This is a genomic window from Flammeovirga agarivorans, assembly GCF_012641475.1.
GTDB classification, from domain to species: Bacteria; Bacteroidota; Bacteroidia; order Cytophagales; family Flammeovirgaceae; genus Flammeovirga; species Flammeovirga agarivorans.
Window position 1 is genome coordinate 226141 of record NZ_JABAIL010000007.1, and the last position, 15736, is coordinate 241876.

At 32.3% G+C, this 15736-nt stretch carries 15 protein-coding genes; 11 read left to right on the plus strand and 4 right to left on the minus strand.

Annotation, left to right across the window (positions count from 1 at the left end):
* Window positions 1–69: 69 nt before the first annotated feature.
* Window positions 70–441: a hypothetical protein gene (locus HGP29_RS21000; RefSeq protein ID WP_168884400.1), complete on the plus strand. Its 372-nt coding sequence runs from the start codon at window positions 70–72 to the stop codon at window positions 439–441.
* A 35-nt stretch (window positions 442–476) separates the two neighbouring features.
* On the opposite strand, the gene HGP29_RS21005 is transcribed toward HGP29_RS21000, so the two are convergent.
* Complete coding sequence (locus HGP29_RS21005) at window positions 477–2114, minus strand: hypothetical protein (protein ID WP_168884401.1); 1638 nt, start codon at window positions 2112–2114, stop codon at window positions 477–479.
* Window positions 2115–2500: 386 nt separating this feature from the next.
* The gene (locus HGP29_RS21010; RefSeq protein WP_168884402.1) at window positions 2501–4213 is read right to left on the minus strand and encodes a hypothetical protein; all 1713 of its coding nucleotides are present in this window, start codon (window positions 4211–4213) and stop codon (window positions 2501–2503) included.
* 106 nt (window positions 4214–4319) lie between these two features.
* Between HGP29_RS21010 and HGP29_RS21015 the strand changes: the two genes are divergently transcribed.
* From HGP29_RS21015 to HGP29_RS21050, 8 genes are all read left to right on the plus strand, one after another.
* Window positions 4320–4751 carry a hypothetical protein gene (locus HGP29_RS21015; protein WP_168884403.1) on the plus strand — a complete coding sequence of 144 codons (432 nt, stop codon included), beginning with the start codon at window positions 4320–4322 and terminating at the stop codon, window positions 4749–4751.
* A gap of 4 nt (window positions 4752–4755) precedes the next feature.
* On the plus strand, window positions 4756–5211 hold the full coding sequence (locus HGP29_RS21020) for a TspO/MBR family protein (protein ID WP_168884404.1): 456 nt from the start codon (window positions 4756–4758) through the stop codon (window positions 5209–5211).
* Window positions 5211–5684 (plus strand): YdeI/OmpD-associated family protein, encoded by a 474-nt coding sequence (locus HGP29_RS21025; protein ID WP_168884405.1) that lies wholly within the window; start codon window positions 5211–5213, stop codon window positions 5682–5684. The genes HGP29_RS21020 and HGP29_RS21025 overlap by 1 nt, the downstream gene beginning before the upstream one ends.
* 68 nt (window positions 5685–5752) lie before the next feature.
* Window positions 5753–6247 carry a hypothetical protein gene (locus tag HGP29_RS21030; RefSeq protein WP_168884406.1) on the plus strand — a complete coding sequence of 165 codons (495 nt, stop codon included), beginning with the start codon at window positions 5753–5755 and terminating at the stop codon, window positions 6245–6247.
* A 212-nt stretch (window positions 6248–6459) separates the two neighbouring features.
* A complete protein-coding gene (locus tag HGP29_RS21035; RefSeq protein WP_168884407.1) occupies window positions 6460–7269 on the plus strand; it encodes a hypothetical protein in 810 nt (269 codons plus the stop codon).
* A 92-nt stretch (window positions 7270–7361) separates the two neighbouring features.
* Window positions 7362–8462 carry a vWA domain-containing protein gene (locus HGP29_RS21040; protein WP_168884408.1) on the plus strand — a complete coding sequence of 367 codons (1101 nt, stop codon included), beginning with the start codon at window positions 7362–7364 and terminating at the stop codon, window positions 8460–8462.
* Between the two features lie 12 nt (window positions 8463–8474).
* Window positions 8475–9992 (plus strand): sigma 54-interacting transcriptional regulator, encoded by a 1518-nt coding sequence (locus HGP29_RS21045; RefSeq protein WP_168884409.1) that lies wholly within the window; start codon window positions 8475–8477, stop codon window positions 9990–9992.
* Between the two features lie 220 nt (window positions 9993–10212).
* Entirely contained in the window at window positions 10213–12015 is a 1803-nt protein-coding gene (locus HGP29_RS21050; RefSeq protein ID WP_168884410.1) for an AMP-dependent synthetase/ligase, read from the plus strand.
* Between the two features lie 64 nt (window positions 12016–12079).
* Here HGP29_RS21050 and HGP29_RS21055 read toward each other — a convergent pair whose 3' ends face one another.
* Entirely contained in the window at window positions 12080–12685 is a 606-nt protein-coding gene (locus HGP29_RS21055) for a DUF1684 domain-containing protein (RefSeq protein WP_168884411.1), read from the minus strand.
* A gap of 179 nt (window positions 12686–12864) precedes the next feature.
* Between HGP29_RS21055 and HGP29_RS21060 the strand changes: the two genes are divergently transcribed.
* On the plus strand, window positions 12865–13983 hold the full coding sequence (locus HGP29_RS21060) for a BamA/TamA family outer membrane protein (protein WP_168884412.1): 1119 nt from the start codon (window positions 12865–12867) through the stop codon (window positions 13981–13983).
* A gap of 42 nt (window positions 13984–14025) precedes the next feature.
* Here HGP29_RS21060 and HGP29_RS21065 read toward each other — a convergent pair whose 3' ends face one another.
* Window positions 14026–14538 carry a PepSY domain-containing protein gene (locus HGP29_RS21065; RefSeq protein WP_168884413.1) on the minus strand — a complete coding sequence of 171 codons (513 nt, stop codon included), beginning with the start codon at window positions 14536–14538 and terminating at the stop codon, window positions 14026–14028.
* Window positions 14539–14696: 158 nt separating this feature from the next.
* On the opposite strand from HGP29_RS21065, the gene HGP29_RS21070 reads away from it, so the two are divergent.
* Window positions 14697–15713: a LacI family DNA-binding transcriptional regulator gene (locus HGP29_RS21070; protein WP_168884414.1), complete on the plus strand. Its 1017-nt coding sequence runs from the start codon at window positions 14697–14699 to the stop codon at window positions 15711–15713.
* Window positions 15714–15736: the final 23 nt, after the last annotated feature.

Below are 15736 nucleotides of genomic sequence, written 5' to 3' on the forward strand. Positions count from 1 at the left end.
TATGATAAATGTTATGTGATATCACCCAATCTATTTTTAACTTCGGTTCAAAATTAATCTATAGGTAAAATGAATACTTTAGAACAGATTCAACAATTAAACAGCGACGGCCAAAAGGTCGATGTAGAATATATTCTAGATGAAGATCACTATGATTTATTAATGGATTTGGCAGAATCTGAAACTGATGATGAAGAAGAGGAGATCTTTAAACAAATGGAAGGTGTACCAAATTTACCAATAATGGCTTCTGTTATTGAACTTTGGGAAAACACTGTCGGAGCAGTGATGATCTATAAAGAGTTCTCAGAAGGTACCGGTATTACGATGTCAGAAAAGTCTGAATTGGAAGAAGAACTCTGTGGAGAGTTATCCAATGACTTTTCAAGATTTACAGTAATCATCAATAATCAGGTGGTTAGAGTACAAGTAAAAGGATAATAAAAAAGGCTACCAAATAGGTAGCCTTATATGTTTTATTCTAGATCCCAATTAACTTTAAATGCACCATTATTGAGTGCATCATAATAGCTATCATCATAGTTAGTGACATTTACTTCATAATTTAAAGGAAGATTATCAAATAACGTATTGGTATTTTCTTGATTTAGAGAAGATAAATTGAAATTAAATTCCCTTGTCAAGTGATTAGACTTATTTAAAGTAATATAGATGGCCTGTCTAAAATTCGGGTTTGATTGATCCAATTCCTTCACCATAACGAACTTATAAAAATAATCTGCATTGTGATTATTTATTGTTACATCGCCATCTTGAATTGAAATTCCAAAATCTTCTGGACTATAAAAATTTCTATAATTTGTAAAAGGAAGTTCTTTTGTCGTTGTAGTTAAGAGGGAATAATATTCTGTTTGATTATTATCAGCTCTTAATGAATAAATGACTTCAGTATTTTCGTTAAGTACTTTTCTCGTCTTATAATATTCGATATTATTCTCATCGTAGAAGTCAAACATATTATAAATTTGACCTACAATACCATCAGATTTAACAAAACAAGAAACTAGTAGTCTTTCTCGATCTTTGTAAGGTAGAGCTTTCCAATCTGTAGGTTCAGTTAATTGATCTTCTTCTACCCATAATGTGTCTCCATTATTAATATACGATAGTACAACGATATTTGAATTGTCACCTGAAGAGATCACTAAGTCATTTAGTGTAACTCTTTTAATTGCAGTTGGGTCAATAATATTTTCGAAAGTTGTAAATTGATAGCCATCTTTTGTTGTAGTTTCATACTTACCATATCTACCTGAAAAGCTGTAGTCTATCGAATTGTTAATTGCAACAGTAACGGACTTGTAATCACCCTTATTGCTAGAAGAAGCATAATTGATCTTAGAAGAACCATTTGAAGAAATTTCATCAATATACATACTATTAATCACTGAAGTGACAGTAGAACCATTTGATGAAGGATTTTCTTGGGTATTATTAATGAGTTTACAGAGGAAATACTCTTGTCCTTCATACCCCTCAGGGATTTCAAGAGTAAGAGAATCACCTTCAATATTTGCAACATTATAAATGTCTGTAATTCTATTGTATTCTAAATCTGCATAAAATAGATCTATTGAAAAAGCCGTCCAGACATCAGTGTATGAGAAGTATTGAAGTTGAATATAATTACTCTCATAAAAGATAGCGGGGAAATAATTATCAACTTCCATACTTATTGTCGTAGTAACTTCTACTTCCTCTTCTGATAGAACTTCTTTTAAAAAAAGTTTAACCTCCAAGTTTACAAAACCTTCAGGTAGCTCCTTACTGTCAATTGGAAAATTAATGGAAGTTGAATCCTCAGAGAAAATACCTTCTGATATCTGCTGATTATTATGTTCAAGTACAACTGTCGTAATTTCTAAATATTCGAGATCCAAGTCTTGAATAGAAGCCGATAAAGTATCATCACCTCTTAGAAATGATAAGGTAGAGTCTGATACTAAAGTGGGAAGGTCAAATTCAGTCTCAAGGTCTTCTTCATTTTGCTCTTGTTCTTCTTCTAGCTCTTCTACTACTTCTTTTTGGGTAGTACAAGAAGCATTAAAAAAGAGTATTGAAATACATAAGATGGAAAATAGTTGCTTAATCATAGTGATTTGTAATTTTGTTTTAGCGATGGAAATATCAATAATAACAGCATTAAAGTATTGATCTATAGTTACTTAATTAATTGAATTGAAGTTGAGAATTTGTTTTCTTAAGGATACTGATGAGAAGATGTAGCGTTAAAAAATTATCAATACCTTATTTGATCAAAATAGAAGTCTATTACTTCTACAATAGCGTTTTATATCAATACTTTGCTTAAGTTATTATTGTATGTTAGATTAAATTAAGAACCAATATTACAAAATCAAGTTGAATTGTCAAGCATAAGAAGGTACAAATAGTATTGTTTTCTGCTTCTTAATAGAATTATATCCTCATAGATTGTAAAAATTAAGGCCGTTAATTTTTTTATTAACGGCCTTAATTTTTATTGAAGTACTCTTTGATGATTAATATAATGTTCTGTTGTTCTTTGAACTCTTGCAGGAGTAGGAACATCAGACCAATTAATACTAAATGATCCATCAATTAAATGCGAATTTGAAGCAGCATCATATTGTGAAACACTATAACTTACATCGTGACTAGATGAAGATAATAGCTCATTTAGAATACTATTGTTTAGAGAAGAAATATCAAAATTAAAACTTCGTCCCATTTCAATATCTTGTTGGCTATATAATCTGATTTCACTGATTACCTCATCTTTATTATCTCCCGTATTGTTTGATAAGGTGATTCTTCTTGTTTGGTTATCTAAAACTAAATCACTTTTTAAACCAATTTTGTCAGAAGTATTTACAGTAGTAAAGTTATCTTTTGTAATATACTGTCTGTAGTTGTTGATAGGAGTTTCTCTTCCTGATGTTCTAACAGTAGTATTACCACCATCAAAATACTTAGTAGCTATAATAAGGTATTCAATTTCTGTATCACTATTTAGTGGTTTTCTTACCTTATAAAATTTTTCATCATCTTCATAACCAAAAGTCTCCATCGAAGATAAGAAGCCTTCTTGATCTCCTTTTATCCCAAATGTATACATATGGAAGTATTCTTGATCTATTTCGTTAAAACGAAATTCCACATACTCATCAGTGAGAGAGTTTTGTTCTATCTTCATAGTGTCACCATCTTCCATAAAGCTAAGTAAGACAGTAGCATATTTCTCACCACTAAATACGGTTACATTGTCCATAAACATATTACGGTAAGAGATTGGGACTTTTACTTTTTCATAAGTAATGTAGTTATAGTTATCATCAGAGCTTTCAGATCTAGTATCAGCACCACTTTGATAATACCCACTAACATAATAATCTTCAATATCTTTACTAATAGCTAAAGTGATACTTTTTTCTACTAGAGGATCTCGAAACTTAAACTCATTACTTTCTCCATTAGTATGTTTGGTTTCAATCGTAATTGAGTTATTATTTCTCTTATTATTATTGTTGTAAGGTTCCTCACTTGTATCTCCATATATCTCATCGATATAATGTTCTACTCTAACAATGTTATAAGTTTGACCTTCAAAATCTTCTGGGATTTCAATCATCACTGAATCTCCTTCAATTTCAGCACTGTTATAAATTTCAGAAATCTGATTGTTGTTCTGATCAGTAATAAAGAAGTCTAAAGAATATTCAGTTCTTCTACTATAATTATTGTCATAGTTGCGATCAGAGTATCCATTTCCTACATATAAGGCCGGGAAGTAATTATCTACTTCAATATCAAAATTTAGAGATGCTTCGGTTTCACTAAGTCCCTCTAATGCCTCGAAAGTTGCTTTAACTTCAAGGTTGGTAATGCCGTCTTTTATTGTCTTAGAATCAATTTCGAAAGTGATTTTTGAAGTTTCATCATTGATAACACCTTCAGAAATTTGTTTTCCCTCATGGTTAAGTACAATATTCTCTAGTGTTAAAATGTCACTTTGGTAATCACTGAATGCCACAGAAATACTATAGTCACCTCTTACATATGAATCGATAGAATCTACTGCTATAGTTGGGAGTTCATATTCAAGGTCTGGAGTTTCATCAATAATTTCCTCAACTACATCTTTAGATTCTGTACAGGCAAATATCCCTACAAAAACAGGTAGACATAAACCCGTCAAACGCTTTAAGTTCATTAAAAATTTAGTTTACTTTGATGGATAAGATTAAAAAGTTTTATCTAAATTAATCAATATTTTTTAACAAAAAAGGATAATTCACAAAACAAAAGTTAATTAACTAATGATACTAAGGACAGTTATTTTATTGGGGATTCTACTTTCTTTTTTTAGTTGTGAAGATAACAAAGTGGACGATAATATGTCTCCAGAAGAGGATGAAAACCTTTCTGAAGTGCTCATTGACGAAGAATTATATCAAAATGTATCCGCTTCAAAAGTTGACTCGGCTTATATAATAAATGATACATTACATCTTATATTTTCAAATAGTGGTTGTAGTGGAGACTCTTGGGTATTCTATGTGGTTGATGCTGGTTTAATTATGGAATCTTATCCCCCTCAGAGAAGTTTGAAGTTTGTTTTAGAGAATAGTGAACAGTGTGAGGCGTATATCACAAGAGAAACTAAAATTGATTTAAAACCGATAAAAGATGAAACATTTCCGGTTGTTTTACATTTAGATGGATGGAATAAATCTTTAATGTACGAATAACAGTATGATCATAAGACTCATCATTTTTTTAGTCATCAATTTTGGAGGCCTTGCAATTGGAGGCTTCTTTACAGGAGCGGGGGTACCCTCCGAGTGGTATACAGAACTGGCAAAAGCACCTTGGACTCCTCCAGGGTGGGTATTTGGAGCCGCATGGACAACAATCATGATTATGTTCTCCATTTACCTAATGAAATTATATGATTTGATAGATCGAAATTCCTTTCTAAGGTTGTTTTCATTACAAGTCGTATTGAATGTAGGATGGAATCCAGTATTTTTTTATTATCATAAAACTATATTCGGTTTATTGATTATCTCCTTGTTAGGCTTATTGATCTATTATTATTTAATAAAATACATAAAAGTATTAAAATGGTGGTCGATTGGTATCCTTCCTTATGTGGTATGGATAACTATAGCGGTCTCTTTAAATGCCTATGTTGTTATTTATAACTAATGAACGAAGTAAAGAAAAAACTAATTATTCAAAGATTTGAAGGTAAAGGAGGGTGGCATTTTGTAGATGTTCCCGAGATAGAAGCTAAAAAGAACACCCACTTTGGTTGGACTACAGTTAGTGGATCTGTAGATGATATTGCTTTAGATAAGGTGAAACTGATGCCTAAGGGTGATGGCTTTCTATTTTTACCATTAAATGCTCAATTAAGGAAAAAGTTAAAGAAAGGAGAAGGAGATGAAGTCCTCATACACCTTTATCGTGATGATGCACATATTCAAAATACTTCTGAACTTGAATCAATACTATCAGAAATTTCTAAAGAGGCTCAACAATGTTTTGTTAAACTACCTAAAAGCCGGCAAAAGGACTATGTTCAATGGATTTTTGATAACCGTGATGAAAATGTACAAGTTACACGTATTAATGAGTTGATTGATCAATTACTAACTAATAATCAAAGCGTTAAATAAAATTCAAGATTTTTCATGGAATCTATTTTTTTCTTATATTGGTATTGAACAACCATCAACTAATATCCATGATACGATCCAGTATATCACTGTCAAAAACCAATGAAGAAGATCAGACCATATATGAAGATGATTATTTCGTCTCTAGTTTGATCGAAAAAAAATGGCTTCACAAACTAATAGGGACATGGGGTAAAAAAAAGTACATTTTTAAATTTACAGTCCGCTTACATACTACTATTAATATTCTTACCGATGAATATAAAAAAGTGGGTAGTATTCGAGTTAACCTTTTAGGAAATAAAGCGGTTATAAAAATCCATGATAAAACATATTATTGGTACTCTAAAAACTTAATCAATAAGCAGTGGCTTATCAAAAACCAAGAAGAAGAGAATATTATTAATTCTGATGGTCAGTTTTTCACTAACAACCTTCCAATTAATCATAGAGGAATACTGAATTTATCTGGTCATGCAATACAACACTTTGATAATCACTATATTTACGGTTTTGTAGCTTCAGCTTTTATTTTATTAGGGACTTTACAACAACTGTTCTAAGTTAATAAAATATTGTTTATTATTAACCAATTATGTTGAAATTATTTAAATAGTGCAATTTGAACGTAAGTAGTATCTTATTGCACTATTTAAATATAATGAGCTAAAAATACAGATTTCATTGAGTATTATCTTTACCTTTATTTTGTAAATACATACAATGACTAATCGCTATGTAATCGAAAGATAAATGTGAATTTATTTATCCTACAATGAAACACTATTACTTATTATTACTGTTTATCACTAACATCAATCTATGCCTTGGAAATACTACTAATTTAGACTATCGAAATTGGTTAGGAACCGAAGGTAACATTATTCTTAGAGGTAAACTATTGGCTTCAGACGAATCGAAAGTATTTGTCGAAAAATTAACTGGAGAAATCACGACGATAACCCTTACAGATCTGTCTATCAACGACCTTGAATACATCATGGTTGAGGATAACAAAATAAAAGAGATGAATAATAGGGTATATCAAATGTTTATTCATTCCAAATGGTTAATTGTATTTTCTTTCCTATTATTATTCATTTCACTTTTGTTAATGTACCATGCACATGGTAAGTATAGGGTACTTCATAGGTCCTTTCTAAGTCTATCCGGCATGTTGTTTTTCATCGCGAGTACCAGCTCCTCAGTGGATAATTTTGATACCTATTTCAACTATTACACCAGCATATCCAATCAATCGGATTTAAATAAAGAGCTTATTTCTTTATTTCCATCACAGAAAAGATTACATGCTGAACAGTTTGAAAGGGAAGAGTTGAAAGAACGAATACAACTAGTCAGTTTCCGAAAACCTAGAAGAATAAGGAACGTAGGTCTCAATTTATATGGATTACCCGTTATTCTTTACACAGATAATGCTTCCCAGCTGATTCACCATCATGGACTACTTGGTTTAGACTTCCACATACACATCGACGAAATAAACGAAGACAGATTATACGTTGATAACACTTTAAAAACGACTTTTGTCTTAGAAAACATCCACTTGTTTCCTGTACAATAAAATTCTAATCGATATTTCAATAAATTTAATTCATTATTGAACAAATCTTAGAGGGATTAGTTATTTTAATTGATCAATAAACTATCTCTCTTATGATCGGATACCGTTTCACAGAATATATACCCCCAGAAATTGAGGGGGCAGATACCTTTTCAGAATTATTAAAAATATTTCTTGAGTTGATCAACATCACAGGAGGTGATGTAAGTGAGACCATGAATTGGATGAATAATCTTGATCGTCAATACAATATCACCAATAACGAATATGGAATGGGTGATTTTTACAACGATTTGAAGAATAAAGGTTACATCGAAGAAAATAATCAAGAAGGTTCTTTTACTATAACACCCAAAAGTGAACAAAGCATTAGACAAAGAGCTTTGGAAGAAATTTTTGGGAAGTTAAAGAAAGGACAAAAAGGAAATCATAAAACTAATTTTACCGGAACCCAAGGTGAGGAGATGACTTCTGACCGTAGGCCTTATCAATTTGGTGATGCGTTAGGTCAAATTTCAATGACCGATTCTATACGCAACGCCCAAATCAATCATGGTATAGATAATTTTTCTATTTACGAAGATGATTTAGAAGTAATAGAGAAAGAGCATCGTACACAAACGTCAACCGTGTTGATGATCGATATCTCACACTCTATGATTTTGTATGGTGAAGACCGTATCACTCCAGCAAAAAAAGTGGCTATGGCGCTCGCCGAGATGATCAAGCGAAAATACCGAAAAGATACTTTAGATATTATTGTTTTCGGAAATGATGCTTGGCAAATTAAAATCAAAGACTTACCCTATCTACAAGTAGGCCCTTACCACACAAATACTGTAGCTGGGTTGGAATTGGCAATGGATCTTCTGAGAAGAAGAAAGACCACCAACAAGCAAATATTTATGATCACTGATGGTAAACCTTCTTGTCTTAAGGAGGCAGGCGGATATTACAAAAACAGTTTTGGGTTAGACCGTAAGATCGTGAACAAATGTCTGACATTGGCCAGTCAATGTAGAAGACTTAGAATCCCTATAACGACATTTATGATTGCTTCAGATCCATATCTCAAGGAGTTCATTAAAGAATTTACTGAGGCGAATAATGGTAATGCCTACTATAGTGGCCTACAGGGATTAGGTGATATGATCTTTGAAGATTATGCAAGAAATAAGAAAAAGCGAATGTAATAATAATTAAGAATGAATACATACACTCAACTTTCTACACAAGAAAAACAAGCAATCACCACTCTAGGTGCACTTAAAGCAAGTGGTTATACTTCAAAGTCAGTAAAAGACGAATTAAGAGATAACCTTATATTAAAACTAAAAAATAAAGAAAATCCATTCCCTGAGATTTGGGGTTATGAGGATACTGTAATACCTGAATTGGAGAGAGCAGTATTATCAAAACACAACATCAATTTACTTGGGTTGAGAGGACAAGCAAAAACCAGGATTGCCAGATTAATGGTACATCTTTTAGATGATGTTATTCCGGTGATAGAAGGGAGTGAACTAAACGACGATCCTTTTCAGCCTTTATCTTATTCTGGAAAGAAAATATTAGAAGAAAAAGGAGATGATACCCCTATTAGTTGGTGGAAAAGAGAAGATAGATATTCAGAAAAATTGGCAACTCCGGATGTTACAGTTGCGGATTTAATAGGTGATATAGATCCAATCAAAGCGGCAACAGATAAATTAAGTTATTCTGATGAGAGAGTGATTCATTACGGACTAGTACCGAGGTCTCATAGAGGACTATTTGTGATTAATGAGCTTCCAGATTTGCAGCCTAGGATTCAAGTAGCTCTTTTCAACATTTTGCAAGAAGGTGATATACAAATTAGAGGTTTTCAAATTAGATTGCCTTTAGATATCCAATTTGTATTTACAGCTAACCCTGAAGATTATACCAATAGAGGTAGTATTGTAACTCCACTTAAGGATAGAATTGAATCACAAATTATTACTCATTATCCAAAAGAGTTGGAGATCGGTAAAAAGATTACCAAACAGGAGGCTAAAGTACAAGAAGCACAACTTAATCAAGTATCTATAAATGACTTATCAAGGAGTCTAATTGAACAGATTGCTTTTGAAGCTAGAGAAAGTGAATTTGTTGATGAAAAAAGTGGAGTTTCTGCGAGGCTAACAATCTCAGCAATGGAAAATCTATATTCTTCAGCAGAACGAAGAATGTTGATTAATGGTGAAGATAATACCTATGTGCGTGTTTCTGATATGATAGGAACAATACCAGCCATTACGGGTAAGATAGAGCTAGTCTATGAAGGTGAGCAAGAAGGAGCAGGAGAAGTAGCCCAAAGCTTATTAAGCAAAGCAATTCGAAAGCAATTTTTAGAAAATTACCCATCACCTGAAAAGGTAAGAAAATCTGAAGATAATCCGTACCAATATGTTATAAACTGGTTTGGAGATGCGAATAAAGTAGATCTTTTGAATGATACTTCTTATGAAGAATATAAAAGTAAACTTGATAACGTTCCAACTTTGCGCGCTACAGTAGAAAATACTCACAAAGGTTTATCTGAAGAAGAAATATATTACCAAATGGAATTTGTTTTACATGGATTGGCAGAATTTAGTCAACTTAGTAAACATGCCTTAGCTTCTAAAACGACATTTTCAGATTTACTTTCTGGAATGATGGACTTTTCAAGTTCTCATTTCGATGAGGAAGATGACGAGTAATTAATTATTAGAAGAAAATTATACGTAAAAGAAACACCTGTTCCGGCAAGTGTTTCTTTTTTTATTACCATTTCATGTAAATTTCACTTTTATTGCAGAAAATTATCATTCTTTAAATTTTTTTCTGTCACAAACTAACAACTTTAGTTGTTGGAGGTATTGATGAAGACTGAAAGTCAATCATTCGATCAAGTGAAAAGAGAAAAGATATAAATTTAACATGTCTACAAAGCCACATTTAGTTCATAGAATCAGAGAACAAGTTTCCAAATATAACAGCCGTGATGCTGTTCGTTACAGAGTAGCAGACGCATTATGGGAAAGTATCTCATGGACAGACTTCGGTAAGGAAATCGACTATATTTCTAGAGCGTTATTAAAAAACGGTATAGGAGTTCAAGATAAAGTGGGTATTTATGCTCAAAACATGCCTAATTGGACAGTTGCAGATTTTGCTTCACAACAAATTAGAGCAGTGAGTGTATCTATTTATGCTACGAATACTGCACTTCAGGCAGAATATATTATCAATGATGCTGAGATTAAAGTATTGTTTGTTGGTGATCAAGAACAATATGACAATGCTATCGAAGTTTTTGATAACTGCCCTTCGTTGAAGTATGTTGTTGCGATGAAAGAAACAACACATTTACGCCATCACAAAGGTGGAATTTTGTGGAGTGATTTTATCGAGACGGGTACTCAAGATGAGCAAGCGGAATTAGAAAAAAGAGTTGCTGAAGCTTCATTCGATGATTTAGCTACTTTAATCTATACATCGGGTACTACTGGAGAACCAAAGGGAGTAATGTTAGATTACAACAATATGGTTTCTCAATTTAATGCACATACTGATTTAGTGTCTTTCACAGACAAGGATGTGAACCTTAGTTTCCTTCCTTTATCTCATGTTTTTGAAAGAGCATGGTCTACATATGTTTTCTGGCAAGGTGGTGTAAACTGTTACCTTGAAGATACTAAGTTAATCAAAGAAGCTTTGGTAGAAGTAAGGCCACAAGTAATGTGTGCTGTACCAAGATTCTATGAAAAGATTTATTCTGCTATTCATGAAAAAGTAGCAAAGGCTTCGCCAAGTAAACAAAAACTTTTCCATTGGGCTGTTGGTATGGGTCGTAAGGCTTTTGATGCTAAACAAGCAGGTGAATCTTTAGGTGCTTTTGATAAGATGAAGTTTAATCTTGCCACTAAATTAGTGTTGAGTAAGTTCCAAAAACTAATGGGCGGTAATATCAAGTTTATGCCTGCAGGTGGTGCAAAGCTTGATCCAGAGATTGGTCAATTCTTCCATTCGATTGGTATTCCTGTAATTTTAGGTTATGGTTTAACGGAAACTACTGCAACAGTATCTGCTTGGCATATTTACAGTAAGTTTGAAGTAGGAACAATTGGATCTGCAATGCCTGGCTGTGAGATTAAATTAGGTGAAAACGACGAAATCTTAGTTAAATCAGATGTTGTGATGAAAGGATATTACAATAAACCTGAGGAAACGGCAAAGGTATTTACAGAAGATGGTTTCTTTAAAACTGGAGATAAAGGAGCATTTGATGAGTATGGTAATCTATTAATTACTGACCGTATTAAGGAGTTGATGAAAACTTCAAACGGTAAGTATATTGCTCCTCAACTTGTTGAAGGAAAGATTGGTAAAGATCATTTTGTAGAGCAAATTGCAGTGATTGCAGATGCGAGAAACTTTGTTTCAGCGTTAATTGTACCTTCTTTTGAAATATTAGAAGAGTATGCGAATGAGCATAACATTAGCTTTAATAATAAGCTAGAGTTAATCTCAAATAATGAAATCATTCGTATGTATACTGCTAGAATCGAAAAATTACAACACGATTTAGCTAATTTTGAAAAGGTGAAAAAATTCACCCTACTTCCAAGTGAATTCTCACAAGAGAAAGGGGAGATGACACCGACTTTAAAATTAAAGCGTAAGACAATCGATGCAAATTATAAGAATGAAATTGAAGAAATGTATTCAACAAAACATTAATCTCAATTTCATCTATCAATAAAAAAATCCCTCATGATTCTATAAGTTTTCATGAGGGATTTTTTTAGTGTTTATTTTTTTGATCAAGCTTAATTCCTGCTTTAATCTCTGTATCTAGGAAATTCTCTTTTGGAGGAATAGGACAAGCATATCCATCAGAATAAGCACAATATGGATTATAAGCCTTATTAAAGTCTACAATGATCGTTTTGCCTTCAGGAATTCTACATTCTAGATATCTTCCTGCTCCATAAGTGGTAAAACCATTTGTTTTATCCATGAAGGGTAAGAAAAGGTAATCTTTATATTCTTCCATTGCTCTCAAACGATGACTTTGGAATACAGTCAGTTTATATTTCTTTCCTTGCAAGGTAAAAGTCAGTTCTCCATACTTTTCGTAGGTAGGTTTACTTTTAGAAGATGTTTTCATCTTAAAGGGTTTACCTTTTACCCTTTTAAATTTAGCTTCTACTTTGTAGGTAGAATCAATAGGAAAAAACTCATGCTCTTTAAAAGCCAATCGATCCTTCTCACTTAAAGGAGACTCACCTTTTGTTCTATATTCTGTGTTTAATTCTTCTTGATATTCTTCAATCTCTTTGTAATAGTCTTGAGCAAAACAATGAGCATTAAAGAGTAAGAATAATAGTAATGATACAACCTTTTTCATTAGATATTCATTTAGTTTATTTTTTTAAAATAATATGATTTACACCACAAAAGCTATATTTTTATATAATAGAATTAATAAAGAAACTTAGTCCGTTGACTATCATAACTTAAGAACTCATTATCTTATCTGCCTTTCAAAAAATTATGCTTAAAAAATGTCTTTTAGTTATAGGAATAATGCTGTCTGTACAATTTACATATGGACAGGAAGAGACATATTCAGACTCATTACAGGAACACAATTTTGTAGATAAAGTAATTGATGTTATTACTTTCCATGGAGAAAATGTGAACATAGTTACATACCCAATGGCAGGGTTTAGTGAACAGGAAGGATTCTCTGCTGGTCTTATGCCTGTATTTACTTTTAAAGAAAAGAATCCTGAGAAGAGGCAAAATACAAGGTTTAACAGACCAACCACTTTTATTCCTTCTATATTAGTTTCGACCAAAGGATTATTTAATGTAGATGCTAGTCTAATCATGTTTGGCTTAGGTAAATGGAACATGTACTTCACTGGTGTCTATCAATATGTACCGAATGTATACTATGGTATAAATGAAGCAGTACCTTCCGATACAGTCAATTATTTTAATAGAAGGTTCTCCAGTTTTGGTGAAGTGCAATATGAGATATCTGACACCTTCTTTTTTGGAGCAAGATATGATATCCAATATAATGAAATAACGGATGTGGAAGACACTTATTTAAATGCCACTGTTGAAGGGTATAATGGTGGGTTCAGTATGGGAATTGGACCAGAAATAAGAGTAGATACCAGAGATAATATCGTTTATCCAACAAAAGGAGGATTACTTGCAATTGCTTTTACACCCTATCTTTCATTTACAGGGAATGATTATAACTTTTGGTATTTTTTTACGGAGTTTAGTCAATTCTTCAGTATAAAAAATAATAAGAATGTGATTGGTGTTTTTGCTGCCTTTCATATGTTAGATGGCGATATTCCATTTTACTACCTTAATACCTTAGGAGGTTCTAAGCGAATGAGGAGTATTGCTCAGCCTAACCGATTTATTGATAAAAACTATTATATGGCTCAAGTAGAATACCGTCGACATTTGTTTTGGCGGTTAGGAGTTGTTGGTTTTGCAGGAGTGGGTAATGTTTATGGTAGTAATGGCACCAATGCCTTTGAAAATGTAAAATATACAGTAGGTGCCGGTATCCGTTTCCAATTAGTTGAAGACATGAAACTGAACTTTAGAATAGATTACGGTTTTGGTAATTATGACCAACAAGGTCTATGGTTAACTACTAGAGAAGCATTTTAGTAACTGTCTATATCATCACCATGATATAGACAGTTATTTCTATTATTCATAAAACAGGACGACAATAGTTAATACTATCCCACCTGCAGTATAATATAGTCCTTTCTTAAAGATCTTTGTTTTTGGTGCGAACATGAAAAATGTTGAGACCACAAAGAAAAGTAAGGATACGCCAAAAAAGATGTTTAAAAAGTATAAAGGTGATTTAGATGTAGCTTTGTGCATGTGTGTCATCTTATCTATAAAGAAGGGTAATTTCTTAGATGAATATTTAGCCTCTCCGGTAGATGCATTATAAGTACCATTCCTAAAGTACATAATATCACCTTCCTGTTTTTCTACTTTTAGTCGACGTATCGATAAGGCTTTCCCTAATTCCTCTTTCTTAAGTTGAGGAGCTACAGTTTTTTCATATTGAATCTCTCTTTTAAGAAAATCAGTATCTCTAAAAATAAGAATCACACCGCTTAGTGCATAGACAGCCATAATACCTGCAAGAAAAAAACCAAGGTAGCGATGAATAATTCTCATCCACTTTGATGTATTATTTTTCATGATAATTGATAGAAGTTGAATTGAATAAGTTTAGTATTGAATAAACATCAAATATATCAAAATGAATCTCAATTTTAGAGTACCAGAATTGATTTCTATTTGATTCAAGATTAATTCAGCTAACTTTATCGATAGAATTTTGAAATGAATAAGAAGAGGTGGATAAAAAAGTAAATCTAAAGTCATTATCAAACGACTTAAATATATCAGTAGGAACAATCTCAAGAGTTTTAAACGGTAAGGCAAAAGAGTATAGAATTAGTGAAAAGACGATCAAAATCGTTACTGAATATGCTGAGAAAATGGGTTATCAACCCAATAGAGTTGCCCAAAGTTTAAGGGTATCTAAGACTTTTACTGTTGGTTTATTAGTTCCCGATATTGCCAATCCATTCTTTAGTACTATGGCTAAATTCATTGAAAAACAAGCCTCAGCCCTAGATTATTCCATCCTCTTGATGGATTCAGATGAAGATTTCGAAAAAGAGAAAAAAGCAATTGATCAATTAAAATCTAGAAATGTTGACGGAATCATTCTTTGCCCTACAAGCGAAGATATTTCTTATTATGAAAAGGTTGTTGACAAATCTTGTCCTATAGTTTTTATTGATAGATATCTGAATACAAGTAAAATACCTTTTATTACATCAGATAATTATGGAGGGACTTTTATTGCTACTCAATACCTGATTAATAAAGGACATAGAAATATTACTCTCTTACAAGGAAAACAAAGTGAACCCATTAAGATGAGAGTGAGAGGATTCTTGGATGCTTTAAAAAAAAATAAACTCTCAGAAGCTCAGGAAAACATTACTGGACATTCTTTTGATATCGAGGAAGCTTCCAAAACATTCATAGATTTATGGGAGAGAAACCCGACTTTCACTGCCGTAATAGCCTTAAGTAATACAATTGGTTTGGGTGTATTAAAGGCTGCTAAGTCATTACAATTAGATATTCCGGGAGATATATCACTCATTGTATTTGATGAACATGAATATTCAGATTTTATCAACCCAGCGCTAACAACTGTCAAACAGGATAAAGAAAGTATGGGTAAATCAGCCTTTGAAATGTTATATAAATTAATTCAAGAGGAAGATCAGCCAAATAATGATTTTATTATGACGACCTTAGTTGAAAGGAAAAGTGTTAAAAAACTTTTTATTTAGTGTAAATGTGACAACTAATTTTC